Origin of the sequence: Nonomuraea sp. NPDC049400, from assembly GCF_044466425.1 — a bacterium.
GTDB lineage: Bacteria > Actinomycetota > Actinomycetes > Streptosporangiales > Streptosporangiaceae > Nonomuraea.
Genome location: NZ_JBITMP010000027.1, coordinates 1 through 19417, shown reverse-complemented (window position 1 = coordinate 19417; position 19417 = coordinate 1). Strand labels below are relative to the sequence as shown.

General features: G+C 72.7%; 17 protein-coding genes and 1 pseudogene. 8 read left to right on the top strand and 10 right to left on the bottom strand.

Features of this window, described 5'->3' with window-relative positions:
* Nucleotides 1-8 precede the first annotated feature (8 nt).
* On the top strand, nt 9-1970 hold the full coding sequence (locus ACIBVN_RS34885; RefSeq protein WP_397143813.1) for a CHAP domain-containing protein: 1962 nt from the start codon (nt 9-11) through the stop codon (nt 1968-1970).
* A 136-nt stretch (nt 1971-2106) separates the two neighbouring features.
* Here the strand turns inward: ACIBVN_RS34885 and ACIBVN_RS34880 are convergent, their stop codons facing one another.
* From ACIBVN_RS34880 to ACIBVN_RS34870, 3 genes are read right to left on the bottom strand one after another with little or no spacing between them, the layout of a single operon-like run.
* Nucleotides 2107-2916, bottom strand: a complete 810-nt coding sequence (locus tag ACIBVN_RS34880) for a TIGR03619 family F420-dependent LLM class oxidoreductase (protein ID WP_397143811.1) — start codon at nt 2914-2916, stop codon at nt 2107-2109.
* A complete protein-coding gene (locus tag ACIBVN_RS34875; RefSeq protein ID WP_397143809.1) occupies nt 2913-3872 on the bottom strand; it encodes an acyl-CoA dehydrogenase family protein in 960 nt (319 codons plus the stop codon). The genes ACIBVN_RS34880 and ACIBVN_RS34875 overlap by 4 nt, the downstream gene beginning before the upstream one ends.
* Nucleotides 3869-4972, bottom strand: coding sequence for an acyl-CoA dehydrogenase family protein (locus tag ACIBVN_RS34870; protein ID WP_397143808.1), 1104 nt, complete (start codon nt 4970-4972; stop codon nt 3869-3871). Before ACIBVN_RS34870 ends, ACIBVN_RS34875 begins: the two co-directional genes overlap by 4 nt.
* Nucleotides 4973-5035: 63 nt before the next feature.
* Here ACIBVN_RS34870 and ACIBVN_RS34865 point away from each other — a divergent pair, with 63 nt between their 5' ends.
* Nucleotides 5036-6076 carry a helix-turn-helix domain-containing protein gene (locus ACIBVN_RS34865; protein ID WP_397143806.1) on the top strand — a complete coding sequence of 347 codons (1041 nt, stop codon included), beginning with the start codon at nt 5036-5038 and terminating at the stop codon, nt 6074-6076.
* On the opposite strand, the gene ACIBVN_RS34860 is transcribed toward ACIBVN_RS34865, so the two are convergent.
* Together ACIBVN_RS34860 and ACIBVN_RS34855 are read right to left on the bottom strand one after the other, a co-directional pair.
* A complete protein-coding gene (locus tag ACIBVN_RS34860; protein WP_397143804.1) occupies nt 6054-7019 on the bottom strand; it encodes an alpha/beta hydrolase in 966 nt (321 codons plus the stop codon). The genes ACIBVN_RS34865 and ACIBVN_RS34860 overlap by 23 nt on opposite strands.
* A gap of 88 nt (nt 7020-7107) precedes the next feature.
* Nucleotides 7108-7776: a type 1 glutamine amidotransferase domain-containing protein gene (locus tag ACIBVN_RS34855; protein WP_397143802.1), complete on the bottom strand. Its 669-nt coding sequence runs from the start codon at nt 7774-7776 to the stop codon at nt 7108-7110.
* Here ACIBVN_RS34855 and ACIBVN_RS34850 point away from each other — a divergent pair.
* A pseudogene (locus ACIBVN_RS34850) lies at nt 7741-7980 on the top strand (LysR family transcriptional regulator); the annotation flags it as partial. The gene ACIBVN_RS34855 and the pseudogene ACIBVN_RS34850 overlap by 36 nt on opposite strands.
* A gap of 108 nt (nt 7981-8088) precedes the next feature.
* Nucleotides 8089-8730 carry a substrate-binding domain-containing protein gene (locus tag ACIBVN_RS34845; RefSeq protein WP_397144032.1) on the top strand — a complete coding sequence of 214 codons (642 nt, stop codon included), beginning with the start codon at nt 8089-8091 and terminating at the stop codon, nt 8728-8730.
* Here ACIBVN_RS34845 and ACIBVN_RS34840 read toward each other — a convergent pair.
* Nucleotides 8727-9527, bottom strand: coding sequence for a helix-turn-helix transcriptional regulator (locus ACIBVN_RS34840; RefSeq protein ID WP_397143800.1), 801 nt, complete (start codon nt 9525-9527; stop codon nt 8727-8729). The genes ACIBVN_RS34845 and ACIBVN_RS34840 overlap by 4 nt on opposite strands.
* Nucleotides 9528-9613: 86 nt before the next feature.
* Here ACIBVN_RS34840 and ACIBVN_RS34835 point away from each other — a divergent pair, with 86 nt between their 5' ends.
* Entirely contained in the window at nt 9614-10336 is a 723-nt protein-coding gene (locus tag ACIBVN_RS34835; protein WP_397143798.1) for a dienelactone hydrolase family protein, read from the top strand.
* On the opposite strand, the gene ACIBVN_RS34830 is transcribed toward ACIBVN_RS34835, so the two are convergent.
* From ACIBVN_RS34830 to ACIBVN_RS34820, 3 genes are read right to left on the bottom strand one after another with little or no spacing between them, the layout of a single operon-like run.
* Nucleotides 10328-11068: an ABC transporter ATP-binding protein gene (locus ACIBVN_RS34830; protein ID WP_397143796.1), complete on the bottom strand. Its 741-nt coding sequence runs from the start codon at nt 11066-11068 to the stop codon at nt 10328-10330. The genes ACIBVN_RS34835 and ACIBVN_RS34830 overlap by 9 nt on opposite strands.
* A gap of 1 nt (nt 11069) precedes the next feature.
* A complete protein-coding gene (locus ACIBVN_RS34825) occupies nt 11070-13694 on the bottom strand; it encodes an ATP-binding cassette domain-containing protein (protein ID WP_397143794.1) in 2625 nt (874 codons plus the stop codon).
* Nucleotides 13667-14902, bottom strand: coding sequence for an ABC transporter substrate-binding protein (locus ACIBVN_RS34820; protein ID WP_397143793.1), 1236 nt, complete (start codon nt 14900-14902; stop codon nt 13667-13669). Before ACIBVN_RS34820 ends, ACIBVN_RS34825 begins: the two co-directional genes overlap by 28 nt.
* 133 nt (nt 14903-15035) lie before the next feature.
* Here ACIBVN_RS34820 and ACIBVN_RS34815 point away from each other — a divergent pair, with 133 nt between their 5' ends.
* Both ACIBVN_RS34815 and ACIBVN_RS34810 read left to right on the top strand, forming a co-directional pair.
* On the top strand, nt 15036-16124 hold the full coding sequence (locus ACIBVN_RS34815; RefSeq protein ID WP_397143792.1) for an alcohol dehydrogenase catalytic domain-containing protein: 1089 nt from the start codon (nt 15036-15038) through the stop codon (nt 16122-16124).
* Nucleotides 16125-16172: 48 nt separating this feature from the next.
* Nucleotides 16173-16484 carry a hypothetical protein gene (locus ACIBVN_RS34810; RefSeq protein WP_397143790.1) on the top strand — a complete coding sequence of 104 codons (312 nt, stop codon included), beginning with the start codon at nt 16173-16175 and terminating at the stop codon, nt 16482-16484.
* A gap of 10 nt (nt 16485-16494) precedes the next feature.
* Here the strand turns inward: ACIBVN_RS34810 and ACIBVN_RS34805 are convergent, their stop codons facing one another.
* A complete protein-coding gene (locus ACIBVN_RS34805) occupies nt 16495-18708 on the bottom strand; it encodes an MMPL family transporter (protein ID WP_397143788.1) in 2214 nt (737 codons plus the stop codon).
* A gap of 97 nt (nt 18709-18805) precedes the next feature.
* On the opposite strand from ACIBVN_RS34805, the gene ACIBVN_RS34800 reads away from it, so the two are divergent.
* Nucleotides 18806-19327, top strand: a complete 522-nt coding sequence (locus ACIBVN_RS34800; protein WP_397143786.1) for a TetR family transcriptional regulator — start codon at nt 18806-18808, stop codon at nt 19325-19327.
* Nucleotides 19328-19417 lie beyond the last annotated feature (90 nt).

Genomic DNA, 19417 nt, shown 5'->3' with positions numbered 1-19417 from the left:
ATACTTCCATGACGCCAGAGACGCAGAAGTTCATCGACCTGCTCGAGAGCCAGCTCGGCTACTCCGAAAGGGCCGGGAGCACCAAGTTCGGCAAGTGGTACGGCAAGCATGTCGAGTTCGACGCCGACTACAGCTCCGCTCCGTGGTGCGACATGTACATTTCGTGGGCGGCTTACAAGCTCGGGTACGAGGACTGGATCGGGCAGTTCGCATGGACGGTGTCCCACGCGAAGTGGTTCAAGGAGCAGGGCGCGTGGGGCCACAAGCCGAAGCCCGGGGCGATCGTCTTCTACGACTGGAGCGGGACGAACGACATCGACAACATCGACCACGTCGGTGTCGTGACCAGGGTCGAGGGTGACACGATCTTCACCATCGAGGGGAACATCGACGGGGGCGTCGCCAAGCGCAAGGAACGCGACACGAGCAAGGTCGTCGGGTACGGCTACCCCGAGCGCATCAAGGCCCGCCTGGACGAGGAGGCGGCCCATCAGGCGCAGGAAGCCCAGAAGAAGGCCGAGGAGCAGGCCGCGCTGACATCCGGGCCCGGCACCGACGTTGGCACGCTCCAGCTTCCCGAGGGCGAGTCGCTCACCTCCCTCATCCCCCGCAGCGAGATCGAGGAGCCCGCCCACGCCCCGCTCGCCGGGAGCTCCCCGGCGAAGAAGTCCCCGCAGGCTCCCGCCACGCCCGCCCCCAAGGCCATCACCGGCACCGCCACCGACGGCAAGGCCGCCGAGGTCACGAAGCAGCAGCCCAAGAAGGCCAAGCACGCCAAACCGGCCACGGCCGACACCACGGCGGCGACCGCCGAGCCCCTCCCCACACACGCCGACGCCTCGGCCACCGGCCCGCTGCCGGTCATCTCCTCCCCGACTCTCGTCGGCTCGACCCTGGTGGCCGCGCTGGCGCTGCTCGCCGTAGCCAAGACCCGCCGCCTCCGTGCGGTACCGGCCGCCGCTGGGGGTACGGCGCCCCGGTCCAACACCAACCGCCGCCGCCGTCGCAAGCTCGCGACCACGACCGCTCCCACACCGGTACGGGCGGGCGGGCGTCTGGACAGCACCCAGGACACGACCCAGCGCACCGCAGCCCTGGAAACCGTCCAGCTCACCAGCACCTCGGCCGCCGCCGAGCTCGCCGCCTCCTCCGCAGCCGTCCGGCGCACCGCCGCCCACGACGCCCGCGAGCCTCAGCCGGTCACGGCCGCGGACGCTTTCCAGCGCATCGCGACACCCGGCGCGCAGGACGTCGGCGCGCCGGACGCCGTCCGCCGCGCCGCCACCCGCAGTGCCAGGCACCGCAGGCGCCCGCTCGACACCCGCCCCTTCGACCTCGCCACGGACGCCGCGCCGCGCGCCTCCACCGCGCACCCGGCGTCACCCCACCACGCCCCCGCGGGAAGCGAGTCCTTCGAGGCCCTCTTCGGCACCCGGCCGGCCGAGCCGGCCACCACGACGGGGCCGGTCGAGATCGTGCTGGACACCGGGCCGCTGGAGCGCTTCGTCGACACCGGGCCGTTCGAGCGCATCGTCATCCCGGGAGCGACAAGCGCGTTCGACGCCTTCGCCCCCTCCGGAGGCACGAGCGGCGACGTGCTCGACATCGGCGCCACCTACCGGGGACGTCGCCGCCGCCGCGAGCACCCCGTCGAGGAGCCCGCGGCCTTCGCGGCCGACGTGCCCCTCCGCGGCCGCCGCCACCGCAGGCCGGCGCCCGGCCCTCAAGGCGTCCACGTCGGCGGCGCTCAGGACAATGCGCCGACCGGCCGCCGCCACGCCGCCACCGCGTTCCCGCCGCCGCCCCGGCACGACGACGACCGCGAGCTGGTCGGGGCTACGCGGGCGGCGACGGCCGGCCGGCCCGGCGCGGGCACGAGCGCCGCACCCCAGCCCGGCAGGGGCGCTCCCAGCCATGCGGCCAGGAGCGCCCAAGGCCAGCCAAGAAGGCGGGGACGGCACCGCGCCTGAACGGCCTCGACGCCGTGCGTCAAAACCTGAATGAACTCGGCGTCGTCCGTCAAACCCGAACCACCTCAGCGCCGTCGGTCAAACCCGAACGGCCTCGGCGCCGTCGGTAAAGCCCGAACCACCTCAGCGCCGTCCGTCAGAATCCGTGGTCCGCGGCGAAGGCGGCCAGCCGGGACACCGCGTCCCGGCTGCGCGTCCAGGGACGTACGATCAGCCGTTCCACGCCCAGCGCCGCCCAGGCGGGCACCTCGTCGGGCGAGGCCAGCGAGTACGCGTGCGCGGTCACCGGCACCCCCGCCCCCAGCCGGTCGAGCTGCGGCTTGATCGACTCGAGGGTGTGCGGCATGCTGATCCACCCGTCACACAGCCGGGCCGCCCTGCGCAGCGCGGCGGCCGACTCCCCTCCCGCGAGCACCGGCAACCGCCGCTGCACCGGCTTGGGCTCGAAGGCGACCTCGGGAAAGGAGTAGAACCTCCCGGAATGGGCGACCACCGGCTCGCTCCAGAGCCGCCTGACCACCTCGATCGCCTCGTCCAGCCGCGCTCCCCGAGTCCGGAACTCGACCCCGGCCGCTTCCCACTCCCCGCGGTACCAGCCGGCGCCGACCCCGCAGATGGCCCGTCCCGACGAGACCACGTCCAGGGTGGCGAACGCACGGGCCGACACGAAGGGGTGGCGCAGGGCGAGGAGCTGCACCGCCGTGCCCAGCTTGACGCGGGAGGTGAGGGCGGCGAGCCAGCAGAGATACGCGGGCGCGTCGAACAGCGGCGTCGCGGGCTTGATGCCCGGCTCAGACGTGCCCGGATAGGCGGCCAGAGACAGGTCGGTGGCGAAGACGAGGTGTTCGGGCAGCCACACCGACTCGAACCCCAGCTCGTCCGCCGCCACCGCCACGTCCTTCCACGCGGCCGGATGCACCAGGCCGAGCGGCACGCCGAACTTCACGGGTACCTCCGCAGGTCGTCGGCCAGCACGGCGGCACGCAGGCGTTCGCGGTGGACGGCCGTGGTGCCGTACGCGGCCGACCACGACCAGGCCCGGGCGAGCCAGAACCGCAGGTCGAGCTCCTCGGTGTAGCCGATGGCCCCGTGCACCTGGAGCGCCACCCGGGCGGCCAGCACGGCGGCGTCGCCGGCGGCGGCCTTGGCCGCGCTCACGTCCCGCTCGGCGGTGGCCGCGGCACCGTCCACCGCCAGCGCGGCCCGCCACACCAGGGGCGCCGCGAAGTCGACGGCCACGGCCACGTCGGCGAGCTGGTGCTTGACCGCTTGGAAGGACCCGATCGGGGCGCCGAACTGCGTCCTGACCTTGGCGTAGGCCACCGAGACGGCGAGCAGCTCCCTGGCGACCCCGATGAGTTGTGCGGCTGTCGCGACCGTGGCCCGCCGCAGCGCCGGCACGGCCGTGCCGCCCAGCCCCTCAGCGAAGTCGAAGGCCACCTCGAACAGCGGCCGGCATGGGTCCACTCCTGGCCGGAGCGTCAGACGTGCGGATTCCTTGGTCACCAACCGCAGGCCGTCGGCGGCCACGACGATCAGGTCGGCGAGGTCGGCGTCCGGCGCGTACACCTGCCCGGGCAGCAGCACGCTCACGCACACCGCGCCAGAGGCCAGCTTGGGAACGCCTCCGACCAGGTACGGCGCCGCGACGGCGGTCTCCACCACCGGCCCGGGAAGGCACGCCCGCCCGGTCTCCTCCAGCGCGGGCAGGATGTCGGTGAGCCCGAGCCCCAGCCCGTCGCTCTCGGGCGGCAGGAGCAGCCCGAAGAACCCGAGCGCGGCCAGCTGCTCCCAGGCCGGGCGCCGCTCGGAACGCAGCGCTGCCGGTGGGCAGTGCGTTCGCAGCACGTCCCGCACGGTCGCGGCCAGGGCGAGCTGCTCGTCAGTGAAGCCGAAGTTCATCGGGGCAGCCCCAGGATCCGCTCGGCGACGATGTTGCGCTGGATCTCGTTCGTGCCCGCGTAGATGGGCCCGGCCAGCGAGAACAGGAACCCGTCCAGCCAGGGCGTCTCCCCGGCCCGCTCCCCCAGCAGCTCCATGGCCAGGGCGTGCATGCGGAGATCCAGCTCGGACCAGAACAGCTTGCCCATGCTGGCCGCGGACCCGATCTCCGCCCCCGCCATGAGCCGCCGCGCCGTCCCGAACGTGTGCAGCCGGTACGCCTCCGCCTCCACCCAGCATCTGGCGGCCCGGTCGACCAGCGCGGGATCGCCCGAGGAGCGGGCCAGCGCGACGAGCCGGTCGGCGGTGGCCAGGAAGCGTCCGGGGCTGCGCAGGGTGAGGCCGCGTTCGGAGGAGGTGGTGGCCATCGCGACCCGCCACCCTTCGCCGACCTCGCCGAGCACCATCGACTCGTCGACGAACACCCCGTCGAAGTGCAGCTCCGCGAAGCCGGGCAGCCCGTCGAGCTGCGCGATCGGCCGCACGGCGACGTCCGCGAGGGGGAACAGGAAGTACGTCAGCCCCCGGTGCCGCGCGCCCGACGTCCGGAACAGGCCGAACCCGTGGGTGGCGTAGGCGGCCCGGGAGCTCCACGTCTTGTGCCCGTACAGGCGCCAGCCGCCGGGCGCGGGCTCGGCGCGGGAGGTCAGCGCGGCCAGGTCGCTGCCCGCCTCCGGCTCCGACCAGGCCTGCGCCCACACGTCGTCGCCCCTGGCCATCCTGGGCAGCCACCGTGAGCGCTGTTCGGGCGTGCCGTGGCGCATCAGGGACGGCCCCAGCAGGAAGATCCCGTTCTGGGTCACCCGGGCGGGGGCTCCGGCGGCCCAGTACTCCTCCTCGAAGATCAGCCACTCGGTCAGAGACGCGCCGCGCCCGCCGTACTCCTCGGGCCAGGAGACGACGGACAACCGCGCCTGCGCCAGCAGCGCCTCCCAGGAGCGGTGCGCCGCGAAACCCTCGGGGGTGTCCATGGACGGGAGCGACCGCGGCACGTGCGCGCTCAGCCAGTCGCGCACCTCGGCGCGGAAGCCCTGCTCGGCTGGGGAGAAGTCGAGATCCACATTAACCAACCTAGCGCACGCTTGGTAGCTCGAACAGTGGTTGCCGGACATAGTCTGTTGGCCATGCAGGGACTGCTGCTGCGGCTCTCCACGCTCGACGCCGACGCGGAGAGCGCGGTGCGGGTCATCGCCTACTTCGACTCGCTGGTTCGCGACCACGTGAGCGTGCCCGTGCTGCTCGCGGCCACGGCGCGGCTGGCGCAGTGCCCGGTCGGGCTGCTCGACGCGGCCACCGGCCGCCGCACCCGCACGTCGCCCGGCGGCGCCGTGGACACGCCCGACGTCCCGTCCCCGGTCAGAGAGCTGAGCGACGGGCTCGGGGCGGTCTGGATGGAGCGCGAGGGGCCGCCGCACGGGCTCGACGAGATCGTCCTCGAGCGGTACGCGGTGGCGGCCGAGGTCACCCTGGAGCGCGCGGGCGCGCTGGCGCGTTCCGGGCGGGACCCCGCGCTGGTGGAGCTGGTGCTGTCGGCCGAGACCGGCGAGGCCGAACGCGCCCGCGCCCTGCGCCTGCTCGGCTTCCCCCCGTCCGCCCCGCTCCAGGCGCTCGCCATCGCGCTGCCCGATCGGGGGCTGGCCTCGGGCCTGCGCGCGATGGGCCACCAGATCCGCGCCGCGACGATCGGCGACACGGAGGCGGTCCTGGTGGCGACCACCTTGCCCAGCCAGCTTCCCGAGGGGGCGCGGGTCGGGATCGGTCCCGAGCTGCCCGGGGAGCGGGCGGCCGAGTCCTGGGCCGGCGCGCGGACCGCGCTCCACTTCACCGGCCCGCACGATCGCGTGATGCGCTGGTCGGACCTGGGCGCGCTGGCGCTGTTCGCCGACCTCCCTGAGCCGGCGGTCGCGGGCCTGGCCGACGTCCAGGCGATGGAGCGGCTCGGCGACGAGGCCATGGCGGCGGTGCGGGCGCTGTGCCTGGCGGGCTCGGTACGCGGCGCGGCCACCACCGTGCACCTGCACCACAGTTCGATGGCCGCGCGCATCGCCCGCGCCGAGTCCGTCCTGGGCTTCTCACTCGCCGACCCGGCCGGCCGCCTCCGCGCCCACCTGGCCCTCGCCCTGGTACGGCTCCGCGCGAACCTCAGAGCCGGAACGCGCGCCTGAGCGCGGCCAGCCGGGCCGCCCGCGCCCGCTTGCTGAGCGCGGCGTCCGGGACCATCCCGTCGAACCCGTGGAACGCGCCCGGATAGAGGTGGAACTCGGTGGACACCCCGGCCTGCGACAGCCGCAGCGCGTAGTCCATGTCCTCGTCCCTGAACACCTCCAGCTCGCCGACGTCGATGAACGCGGGCGGCAGCCCGGACAGGTCCGTGGCCCTGGCCGGGGCCGCGTACGGGGGCACGTCGTCGGTGCCGATGCGGTCGCCCAGCAGGGCGGTCCAGCCGTAGATGTTCGCGCTCCTGTCCCACACCACGGCCTCGGTGAACTCGTGGCTGGACGGGGTGATGTTGCGGTCGTCCAGCATCGGGCAGACGAGCAGCTGGAACGCGACGTCCGGGCCGCCCCTGTCGCGGGCCAGCAGCACGGTGGCCGCGGCCAGCCCGCCACCCGCGCTCGCGCCCCCGACCACGATCCTGGCCGGGTCGATGCCCAGCTCGCCCGCCGACTTGGCGGTCCACAGCAGCCCCGCGTAGCAGTCCTCGACCGGCGCGGGATGCGGGTTCTCCGGCGCCAGCCGGTAGTCGACGGAGACCGCCACGCACCCGAGCTCCTCGACGTAGCCGATCATCATCGCCTCGTCGATCTCGGGCGTGCCAATGATCATCCCACCACCGTGGATCCAGTAGAGCCCCGGCCGCCCCTCGCCGTCCCGCGCCGGACGGTAGATCCGTACCCGCACGTCGGGGGCGCCCTCGGGGCCAGGAACGTGACGCTCCTCGATCACCACGTCCGTGTCCGCGGGCGGCGTGGCGGCGAGGAACGCGTTCACCTGCGCCCGCATCCCGATCAGCTCCTCGCCCGACAGGTTCGCCATCTCGAACGTCGGGAGCGGCGTGCGTTCGAGCGCGGCGCGGATCTCCGGATCGAGGTTGGGGTGGAATGCCATGAGGTCTCCCATCTATGGACGGCTACCCCTCGATGCTCGGAGCCCACGCCGCGGCGCACAATCCGCCATCCGGCGGCGATTGCGCTATTCAGACCCGCCGATCGGCGAGAACTTGCAGTACGCGCTCCGCGAGCGGCGCGGCGCTGGCCGGGTTCTGGCCGGTGGCGAGGCGGCCGTCCACCACGACCTGAGCCTGCCAGTTCGCGCCCGGCTCGTGCTGGGCGCCCCGCTCCACCAGCTTGTCCGCCAGCAGGAACGGCACCACGTCGGCCACGCCGCGCAGCTTCTCCTCCTCGTTGGTGAACGCCGCCACCCGCTTGCCCGACACCAGGTGGGAGCCGTCGGACAGGGTCAGGTTCACCAGCGCGGCCGGGCCGTGGCAGACCGCCGCCACCACGCCGCCCCGCTCGTACACCTCGCGCCCGACGCGGACGACGTCGGGATCGTCGGGGAAGTCCCACATGGTGCCGTGGCCTCCGGCATAGAGCACGGCGTCGTAGCGGGAAGGGTCGGCGTCGGCCAGGCGGACGGTGCCCTGCTGCTCGACGGCGGCGACGAAGGCCACCTGGGCCTCGTCATCCGGGTCGAACCCGTCCTGGGGCGGCTGCCCGCCACGCACGCTGGCGACGTCCACCTCGTATCCGCCCTTGCGGAAGATCTCCCAGGGGTGGGCGGCCTCCGGCACGTAGTAGCCGGTCCGCTCGACGCCGCCGAGGTCGTCATGGCTGGTCAGAACTATCAGGATGCGCTTGCTCATGTCTCACAGCATCGCTCCGGCGAGCTATCACCACAAATAACCAAATATCGCCCGAGGCATCAGAATAGTGATATGTCGCCTCTCTCCCTCGACCTGCTGCGAACGTTCCTCGCGGTGCACAGGACCGGGTCCATCACGGCCGCCGCGCAGACGCTCGGCCTGTCGCAGCCGGCCGTGACCGCGCAGGTCAAGGCGCTGGAGTCGGTGCTGGACCGGCCGCTGTTCGACCGGCTGGCGCGCGGGGTCGCGCCCACGCCCGCCGCCGACGAGCTGGCCCGCCGGGTGGCGCCCTCGCTCGACGCGCTGGACGAGGTGGTGGAGTCGGAGCTGCCCTCGGACGTGGCCGTGCACCTCGGCGGGCCCGCCGAGTTCCTGTGCGAGGTGATGATGCCGATGCTCGCGCCGCTGGTGCGCTCCGGGCTCCGGCTGCGGACCACGCTCGGGCTGTCGGACGACCTCCTGACGGACCTCGCAGCCGGGCGGCTGGACCTGGTGCTCTCCACGATCCGCCCCCGCGTGCGCGGCGTGCAGGCGGACCCGGTCTACGACGAGGAGTTCCTGCTGGTCGCCGCTCCCTCCCTGGCGCTTCCCGGCATCGGGCCGAGGGAGCTGGCGGGGGTGCCGCTGGTGGCCTATGCCGAGGATCTGCCCATCGTGCGCCGCTACTGGCGGACCGTGTTCGGCCGGCGGCCCTCGATGGCGGCCCAGGTCGTCATCCCCGACCTCCGCGGCGTGCTCAGCGCCGTCAGGGCCGGGGTGGGCGTCTCCGTCCTGCCCGCCTATCTGTGCCGCCGCGACCTGGCGGCGGGCACGCTGGTCACGCTGGCCGAGCCCGACGAGGCGCCGATCAACACCGGCTACCTGGCCGTCCGCTCAGGCGCGCTGGCCAGGCCCGCGGTGGCGCGGGTACGGGCGCACCTCATCGAGGCGTTCCGCACCGCTCCCACGTACTAGGCCGACCAGGAGGCGAGGAGCCGCAGTGACTCCTCGTCGGCGCCGCCCGGTTCGGGATGGAGCAGCATGAGCCGCTGCCCCGATCCGCCCGGCAGCTCGAAGGTCTCGTACCGCAGCGTCAGTTCGCCCACCACGGGATGCGTGAACCGCTTGACCCCGTCGGTGCGCTCCTTCACGACGCGACCGGCCCACAGGGTGCGGAAACGCGGGCTGCGTACCGACAGCTCGCCGATCAGGGCGGTCAGCGCCGGGTCGTCCGGATGGCGGCCGGTGGCCAGGCGGAGCTGCCCGACCGTGGCCCGGAGCACCTCCTCGCGGTCCGCATAGACACCCGGCTCGGCGAGGAAGTTGTACCTGGCCAGGTTGGCGCCTGGCTGGCAGAGGCCGGGGAAGAGGGCGGCGGCCAGCCGGTTCCAGGCGAGCAGGTCGAGCCGGTGGTCGGTGTGGAGTGCCGGGATGTCCGTCATCCGCTCCATGAGCTGCGCCAGCTCCCGCCGCGCCCCGCCGGACGGCCGTGACCTGCGGGGCCGGGGCGAGGTCAGGTCGAACAGGTGCGCCCGCTCGGCCTCGCTCAGATCCAGCGCCCTGGCCAGCGACTCGATCACGGACGCGGACGGCTGGGCGGTCCGCCCCTGCTCGAGGCGTACGAGGTATTCGACGCTGATGCCCGCCAGCTCGGCCAGCTCCTCGCGGCGCAGCCCGCGCACCCGCCTGCGCGGCCCGCTCGCCAGCCCGACGTCCTCGGGCGTGACCTCGTTCCTGCGGGCCTGGAGAAACGCCCCGAGTTCCCGGTTCATAGGCATAAGTCTGCCCGGCCGGGACACGACGAGCCTGCCACTCCGAGTACCTGGATAGACCCCATCACCGTGGGCATGCTGCCCTCATGTGCCATTCCACCGACAGCAGACCGCCCGCCCCGCCGATCCAGGGCGAGGTGGCCTCTCATGAGCAGCTGGAGCTGACCGCCGCCGACGGCAACCGGTTCCTCGCCTACCGGGCAGAGCCCGCCGAGCCGAACGGCCGCAGCGTGGTGATCCTGCCTGACGTGCGCGGGCTGCACCCGTACTACCGCGACCTCGCCGTGCGCTTCGCCGAGGCGGGGTTCCGCACGATCGCGATCGACTATTTCGGCCGCACGGCGGGCCTCGGCGACCGGGGCGACGACTTCGACTACATGACGCACGTCAAGCAGCTCAAGAGAGACCACGTGCGGGCCGACGCGAAGGCCGCCACCGAGGCCCTGGACGGCCCGGTCTTCTCGGTCGGCTTCTGCATGGGCGGCGCCCAGTCGTGGCGGCAGGCGTACGAGGGGAACGGCCTGGCGGGCGGCATCGGCTTCTACGGCGCGCTGCGCGCCATCGAGGAGCCGAAGACCGGGCCGGGCGCGCCCCTCCTGATGCTGCTGGCCGGCGCGGACACGGTCTCCACGCCCGCGGACTTCGCGGCGTTCGAGGCCGCGCTCGACCGGGTCGGCACGGAGCACGAGAAGGTCGTCTACGACGGGGCGCCCCACTCGTTCTTCGACCGGACGTACGCCGAGTGGTCGGATGCCTGTCAGGACGCCTGGCGCCGCATCCTGTCGTTCACCGAACGCCACTCATCCTAGGTAGGCGGCCCTGACGACCGGATCCGCCCTGATCTCGCCCGGCGTGCCGGTGGCGATCACCTTGCCGAGGTCCAGCACGACGATCCGGTCGCAGGTGTCCATGACGAAGCTCATGTCGTGCTCGACCAGCAGCACGGTCGTGTCCAGCGCCTTGACGACCTCTCCCAGGCGGGCCGTCTGGGAGGCGTCCAGGCCCGAGGTGGGCTCGTCCAGCAGCAGCAGCCGCGGCCGGTCGGCGAGGGCCCTGGCCAGCTCGACGAGCCGGCGCTGCCCGACGGGGAGCGCGGCGGCGTACGCGTCGCGCAGCGGGGTGAGCCCGCACAGCTCCAGCACCTCGGCCACGCGCTCACCGCGCTCCCGCTCGAGCCGCCGCCTGGCGGGCCAGCCGACCAGGTCGGCGGCGAGCCCGCCACCGCCGCCGTGCCAGTCGAGCGCGGCCAGCACGTTGTCCGCGACGGTGAGCCGCCCGAACACCTGGGTCCGCTGGAACGTGCGCCGCACCCCGGCCCTGGCCCGCCTGACCGGGGACACGCCGGTCAGGTCCCGGCCCGCCACGCTGACCTGCCCCTCGCTCGGCCTGCGCAGCCCGGACACGACGTCGAACAGCGTCGTCTTGCCCGCGCCGTTCGGCCCGATCACGCCGCAGACCTGACCCTCCGCGACCTCGAACGACGCCTGGTCCAGCGCCTTGACCCCGCCGAACGCCACCGACACGCCCTCCACGGCCAGCATGTCACCGCACCCCCAGGTAGGCGGCGGTCAGCCGCTCGCTGTCCACGTCCGAACGCGGCCCTGCCCAGGTGACGCGGCCCAGCCGCATGAACGCCACCCGGTCGGCGATGGCCAGCGCCTCGGTGGCCTTCTCCTCGACCAGCAGCAGCGCCACGCCGCGAGAACGCAGCTCGGCGAAGACGTCGAACACCTGCCGCACCACCATCGGCGCCAGCCCCAGCGACGGCTCGTCCGCGATCAACACCCGTGGCGGCCGCACCAGCGCCGGGGCCAGCGTGAGCAGTTGCTGCTCGCCCCCGGACAGAGCGCCGGCGAGCACATTACGGCGCTCGGCGAGCTGGGGCAGGCGTTCGTAGACGGGTTCGGGGTCGGCGAGCCAGGTCCGCAAATTCTCCGCCACCGTGAGGCCGGGGAACACGCCCCTGCCCTCGGGCGCGAGCAGGATGCCCGCCCGTGCCCTGCGGTGGGCGGGCCACGCCGTGACGTCCTCGCCGCCGAGCAGGATCCTGCCGCTGGTGACAGGCAGGTCTCCGGCGGCAGCCGCGCAGGTCGTGGACTTGCCCGCGCCGTTCGCGCCGAGCAGCGCGACCACCTCGCCGGGGTTGACGGCCAGGTCCACGCCGCGCAGCACGGTGCAGTCCGCGTAACCGGCGACGACGCCCTCCAGCCTGAACAGCGGTCCCTCGGCCTGGGCGCGAGTGAGCGACGGCCCAGGCTCCGAAGGGGCACGGCGGCGGTGGCGGAGCTCGGCGAGCTGGGTGAGCACCCCGTCGGGATGCTTGGCCAGGATCATCCCGCCGGCCCCGAACAGGATGGCCCCGACGTGCGCGGACACGCCCCAGGCGGCGAGCAGCTCGGGCACGACCACCGCGATCAGGCCGCCGAGCACCGCGCCGCCGATGCGCCGCACGCCCTGGAGCACCACCACGGCCAGCCACACGAACCCGGAGAACGCCGGCAGGTCGGTCGCGGTGATCGACCCCTTGGACACGGCGAACAGCACCCCGCCCAGCCCGGCGATCGCCGACGCCAGCGCGAACAGCATGATCTTGGTACGGGGTGCCGACAGCCCGGACGTCGTGGCGGCGGCAGGGGCCGACCGGACCGCCAGGATCGCCCGCCCGGAAGCGGATTTTTCAAGATTCCGTACGAGCACCGCGACCCCGGCGATCAGCACGAGCAGCACCACCACCCGCACCCGGGCGTCAGAGGTGTCCGCGAAGCCGAGCCCGAGCGCGGGCAGCGGCCAGCCGATGGTCCCGTTGCTGAACGCGTCCACCTGGAACAGCACCTGCTCGGCCAGCAGCGCCATGGCCAGCGTGGCGAGCGTCAGCACCCGCCCGCCCAGCCGCAGCGCGGGCAGCGCCACCAGCATCCCCACGGCGGCCGCCGCAGCCACGCCCAGCAGGATCGCCGCGAAGAACGGCAGCCCGGAGGAGAACGCCCACCCGCAGGTCAGCGCCGCCATCGAGGCGAAGGCGGCCTGGGCCAGGTTCACCATGCCGCCGATCCCGGTCACCACCACGAACGAGCAGAAGATCAGCGCCAGCACCAGCCCCTGCGCGGCCACGCCAACGTAGTACTCGGACGCGAGGAAGGTGAACGCCAGCAGCCCGGCCAGGCCCAGCGCCCATGGCAGCCGCCGGCGCCAGGGCGGCAGCCCCGCCAGGTGGTCGGGCGGCGGCGCGTCCTCGGCCGCGCTGCCCGCGACCCGCTCGCGCGACCTGTTCAGCAGGACCAGCCCCGCGAACAACAGGATGACCGGCACCGCCGTGCGCAGCCCCGTGACCTCCTCGAGGAAGTCGGTGTACCCGGCGACGAGGTTCTGGATCACGCCGAGCGCGAGCCCGGCGGCGAACGTCCACGGGATCGACCGCAGCCGCCCGAACACCGCCGCCGTGGCCGAGGCGAACAACAGCACCGTGTACGCCGTCGCGTCCAGCCCCAGCACGGACACGGCCAGCACCCCGGCGAGCCCGGCCAGTCCCGAGCCGAGCATCCAGGCCAGCGCCGAGGTGGCGTCCGCGTCGATGCCCCGGAGCGTGGCCAGGCGGCGCCGGTCCACGGCGGCCCGCATGCGGAGCCCATACGGGGAATGCCGCATGAACGCCCACAGCCCGGCCGCCGCCACCGCCGAGAAGCCGAACGTGATGAGCTGGTCGGTGTCCAGCCGGACCCCGAGCACGTCGAAGGAGAGCGCCGGGTGCGGCCCGATGCCGCGCGGCAGCGAGGTCGCGTCCGCGCTCGGCAGCCCGGCCAGGTCCACGACCAGCAGGCCCAGCGCGGGCAGCGCGATCGTCAGGCCGATCGTGGCGACGATCTGGGCGGTCTCGCCCGCCTGCGCGAGCCCGCCGAACATGGTCTTGTGCAGGACGAAGCCGAGCGCGGGGGCGAACAGCACGACCGACACCAGGGCGGACAGCCACGCGGGCAGCCCTGCCGCCATGTTCAGCTCGTAGAACAGCAGGGCGGCCAGGAAGCCGATGGCGCCGTGGGCGAAGTTGAACACCCCGGTCGCCGCGTACGAGAGCGTCAGGCCCGATCCCATGACCGCGAAGATCGCCCCGGTGACCAGGCCGCTGAGGACGTAGCCGACGATCATTTCAGCGGCACGTTGTCGAAGCACTTCATGCTCTTGGCCACCTGGAAGGCGCCGTTCTCCAGCTTGACCAGGGCGCCGCAGCCGTTCGGCTCGCTGTGGTCCTTGGGGTACTGGATCCTGCCGAACCCGGCGTTCTCGTAGAGGTAGTCGCCGTTGCCGGTGGCCAGGAACTTCTCGCGGGTGAGGTCCTTACCGGTCTTGTTCAGCATGTCGAGGAAGATGTCGGCGGACCAGTAGCCGATCGCCAGGTGCTGGGTCAGCACGGCGCCCGGCGAGACCTTCTCGACGTCCTGCTTGAGCTTGGCGATCTCGGGGGCGGTGGACTCGAACGGCTCGAACATCGGCGCCGCGATCACGCCCTCCAGCGCCTGCGCGCTGGCCTGGTCCTTGAGTATGGCGGCGTCGTAGCTGGTGGCGTCCGTCAGCACGCCCTTGTATCCGGCCCGCTTGAGCGCCGAGTACAGGCCGACGTTGAACTTGGTGCCGGCGATCACGGAGACCACGATGTCGGGGGCCTTGCCGCCGTTCGAGGTCATGATCTTGTTGACGTACGGGAGCCAGTCAGGGGGCGGTGCGGCGGCTGGGAGGCCGGAGTTCACGCCGACCAGCTTGAACCCGGCGGCGGTGAACGACTGGGAGATCGTGGTGCCGCCGTACTTGCTGCCGCTGGAGTCGGAGGTCTGCACGTAGACGGTCCTGCCCGCGGCGCCGCCGAGCAGGTCGGCCATCTGGCTGCCCCACCACGTCTGGGAGCCCGCCCCCTGCTTGGGCGCGAGGCAGCCGTTGTAGCCGAAGCCGGTCCTGGTGCCGCACCACTGCGGGCCCGTCGCCCAGCCGAACCACGGCACGCCCTGCTGCTCGAGGAAGGCGGCGCCGCCGAAGTTCGGGGCGTGCACGGGTACGAGGGCGAAGACCTGGTCCTTCTGCACGAGCTTCTTGGCCGCCGCGTCGCCCTTGGCCGCGTCCTGGCCGTCGTCCTCGGCCCCGACGAACTCGATCTTGCGACCGTGCACGCCGCCCTCGGCGTTGGCCCGCTCGAACCTGGCCTTCGCCCCGATCTCGGCGTCCTTGGTGGAGTAGCCGCTGGCGCTGGTCTTGGTCAGCACGCCGCCGACCTTGATCGTCGTGTCGGTCACGCCGGGCGCCGCCGGACCGACCGCGCTCTTCTGCTGGGCCGCGCACCCGGAGACGAGCAACGTTACTGTGAGTGCCACCGCGACCCGCCGTACCATCCTGGCCTCCTGCGATTTGGCCTAGCGCTCGCTTGGTTTTGTGCCGAGCGTAAATTCGGCACGTCGGGGTGTCAACGGGCATGCCCGAGCAACCGCTTGCTCGCAATCATGGGGCCGGGTTACCGTGTGGCGCATGCTGATGCGCGCGGCCGTGCTGACCAGGTTCCACGCCCCCATGGAGATCCGCGAGGTCGAGATCGCCGACCCCGGCCCCGGCGAGGTCCGCGTGCAGATCAAGGCGTCCGGCGTGTGCGGCTCCGACCTCAAGGCCATTGACGGCAAGAGCCCGGTGGTGAGCAGGCTGCCGTTCATCCTGGGGCACGAGAGCGCCGGGGTGGTGGAGAGCGTCGGCGCGGGCGTCACCGGCGTCCGGCCCGGCGACCACGTCATCATCTCGATGAACGGCCCCTGCGGGCGGTGCCGCCACTGCGGTGCCGGCCGGTTCCACCTGTGCTCGGGCCCTGCCAGGCTGCAGGCGATCATGGGAGGAGCCCCCAGGATCACCCTGGACGGTGAGGAGACGCGCCGGTTCATCGGCATCGGCTCGTTCGCCGAGTACGCGGTCGTCGCCGAGACCATGTGCGTGAAGGTCGCAAAGAGCGCGGACCTGGCCGCCCTGTGCCTGCTGGCCTGTGGCGTCGTCACCGGCGTCGGCGCGGTCATGAACGTCGCCAGGGTCCCGCCCGGCGCCAGCGTCCTCGTCGTGGGCTGCGGCGGCGTGGGACTCAACGTCATCCAGGGCGCGGCGCTCGCGGGCGCCACCACGATCGTCGCCGCGGACGTGGCGGAGCAGAAGCTCAAGCTGGCCGAGCGCTTCGGCGCCACCCACACGATCCTCGCCGACGATCTGCCCCGTCAGGTGGACGAGGTGGTGAAGGGCGGCGTCGACTACGCTTTCGACGCCACGGGCGCGCCCGGCGTCCTTTCCGGGGCCTTCGCCGCCACCCAGTCCGGCGGCACCACGGTCATGGTGGGCAGCCCGCCCCAGGGCAAGCCCGTGGAGCTGGACCCCGGCCTGCTGTTCGCCTCGCGCCGCCTCATGGGCACCCAGGGCGGCGACGCCGCACCCCATCGCGACCTGCCCATGCTGGCCGGCCAGTACCTGTGCGGCCGCCTCGACCTCGACGGCCTCATCTCGGAACGCCTGCCGCTCGACCAGATCAACGAGGCCGTCGCCCACGTCCGGGAGGGCTCGGTCGCCCGTACGGTCATCACCTTCTGAGCGCGCCATTACTCTGAGTAGCGAACGCTCTCAGAGAGGAGACGCGCGGTGCGGATCCGGCGGGCCGCCACGGCCACCCTGCTCGCGACGCTGACCGGCCTGGCACCCGCGCAGGCCGCGCGGGCCGCGAGCCTGTACGACTTCGCCGGCCAGGGCGTGATCATCTGGAGCGAGCCCCGGGCCGGCTCCACCCCCGTCGGCCTCGGCCACCCGGGCCAGGGCTTCGAGTCGGACCGGTCGCAGGAGCACGAGCCCTACCGGTGCGACTTGTTCGACAGCACCCTCTGGCACCACGGCCGCAACGTGACCACCGGCGTGGCCGGCTGGGTCGCCGCCTGCGACCTCGTCGACACCGACTGACAGGCCCGCCCTAAACGCCCACCTTGACGGGCTCCGGACGCTGCGGCGCGGGACCGTCCTCCTCGTGACCCTCCACCGAGAGGTTCGGCAGCAGGCGGTCCAGCCAGCGCGGGCACCACCAGTTGAGCCGCCCCAGCAGCACCATCGTCGCCGGCACCAGGAACCCCCTGATGATCGTGGCGTCCACGGCGATGGCCACCGCCAGCCCCACCCCGAACGTCTTCACCATCGGGTCCGGGTACGCGATGAAGGCCACGAACACGGCCACCATGATCAGTGCGGCCGACGTGATGACCCGGCCCGTCGAGCCGAGCCCCTCCGCCACCGCCCGCGCGTTGTCCCCATGCCGCAGGTACGCCTGCCGCACCGCCGTCAGCAGGAACACCTCGTAGTCCATCGACAGCCCGAACAGCACCGCGAACAGCATCAGCGGCACGTAGCTCTCGATCGGCACCGAGAAGAAGACGGCCTGCAGGGACGAGGCGCCGGCGGGGGCGTCCATGCCCACCAGGCGGCTGCCCAGGCCGATCGAGAACACCAGGGCCAGCGCGCCGAAGGCGGCGCCGAGCGAGACCAGGTTCATCACCGCGGCCTTGACCGCGACGACCGGGGCGCGGAAGGCGAGCAGCAGGAGCAGGGCGCTCAGCAGCACCACCACGCCGATGACCAGCGGGGTGCGCTCGGACATCCGGGTGCCCGCGTCCGTCATCCCCGCCACCTTGCCGCCCACGTGCACGCTCACCCCGGGCAGCGAGATGGCCCTGATGTCCTCGACCACCTCGGACGCCCGCGCGTCGCTGGGGGCGTAGTCGGTGACGACCTGGAGCAAGACCGAGCGGCCCGAGGAGTTCACCTTGGGGTCGGCCACGTGCACGACGCCGTCGACGTCCTTCACCTCGCGGGCGACCAGGTCCACGACGGGATCCTTCCGATCGGCCACTTGGGAGGGCAGCTCGGCGACCACGATCAGCGGGCCGTTGGCACCGGGACCGAAGCCGGTGGCCATCAGCTCGTAGGCGCGCCTGGGCTCGGAGCCCTGCGTGCCGTACCCGTCGTCGAGCGGCCCGAGCTTCAGCGCGAGCGCCGGGGCCGTCAGCACGCCCAGCACCACCACGCTGCCGAGCAGCACCCGCCACGGGCGGCGCGCCACCCACGACCCGAGGCCCGCCCATCCGGAGCCCGACGAGCCGCTGCCGCGCAGGAGAGGCACCTTGAGCGCGTTGATCCGGTGACCGAGCAGCCCGAGCAGGGCGGGGACGAGCGTGACCGAGGTCAGCACGGCGGCGATGACGGAGATGCCGGTGATCCAGCCGAGCGTCGCCAGCAAGGGGAACCCGGCCAGCATGAGCGCGCTCAGCGCGATGATCACCGTGCCGCCCGCGAACACCACGGCCCCGCCGGAGCTCGCCACGATACGCCGTACGGACTCCACGACCGGCACCCCGTCCGCCAGCAGCCGCCGGTGCCTGGACAGCAGGAACAGCGCGTAGTCGATGCCCACGCCCAGGCCGATCATCGTGGCCATGATGCCCGCCTGCTTGGGCACGTCCAGCACGTGCCCGAGCAGCCCGATCACGCCGAGCCCCGAGGCGACGCTGACCAGGGCCGTGAAGATCGGCACCAGCGCCGCCACCAGCGTCCCGAACGCGAACACCAGCACCAGCAGCGCGCACACCACGCCGATGATCTCGCTGGGACCGGTCCTGATCTCCTTGTCGGCGGGCGTGGAGCTGTCGGCCGCCACCACCTCGATCCCCGCGGCCCGCGCCGGGTCCGCCGCCTTCGACAGGGCCTGGGTGCTCTCGGCGAGCTTGGTGCTGTCGTGGCCCTGCATGCGGATGGTGATGAGCCCGATCTGCAGGCTGGAGGAGATGCCGCCGCGCCGGAACGGCGTGTCGACCTTCACCACGTGCGGCATGGCGCGCAGCCGCGCCAGTGCGTCCTCCACGGCCCTCTTGCGCCGCTCCTCGATGAGCGGCCCGTCGGCGGAGTAGAGGACGAGCTGCACCGTGCCGCCGTTGTCGTAGCCCGGCCCGAAGCCGGTCTTCATGAGGTCGTGCGCCCGCTGCGCGTCGGTGCCGGGAATCGTCACGTCGTTGCTCACCGGGCTGCCGAGCACGAGGCTCCCGCCCATCAGCGCCGCCGCCACGAGCACCCATGACGTCAGCACCAGCCACCCGTGCCGCGCGCACCAGCCGCCCAGCCGCCCAAGAAACCGCGTCATCGCCCAAGGCCCTCTCGACGGCCGTCCTGTACGCTCGTACAGGACTACGATAAAGCAGGAAACATCCGGAGGGGATGGATCACACGGAAATGAGACGATGACCACACCCGACGACACCCGGTCCCGGATCCTCGCGGCGGCCAGGGAGCTGTTCGCGCAGCGCGGTTACGCGGGCACGTCCCTGGCCGACATCGCCGCGGCCGTGGGGCTGACCAAGACCGCCGTCGCCTACCACTTCCATCCCAAGGACCGCCTGGCCTCCGAGCTGCTCGCCCCGGCGGCCGACGAGATGCTGGAGCTGCTCGGGGCCGGCTTCCCGAGCAGGGAGGCGTTCGTCGACGCGCTGGTGACCTTCGCGGTGCGCTACCGCTCGGTGATCCGCCTGTTCATGGAGGACCTGGCCGCCGACGACCCCGGCTCGCCGGATTCGGAGCGCGCGACGGTCAGGACGTTCAGGGACGAGATCTTCGCCAGGCTGGTGGGCAACGATCCCGATCCGGAGACCAGGCTGAAGAGCTGGGCCCTGCTCGGAGCGTTGCAGTGGGGCGCGGTCAACACGATGGACATGCCGGAGGAGCAGGTCCGCGACGTGCTGCTGGAAGCCTGCCGCGCCTTCTAGGTAGCTGGTGTAAAGCGGTCGATCCCGGCCGGTTGCATCTCGATCGCGATCTGCTGAGCCGGGCCTGTGATCGAGCTTGGTGGCCCGATC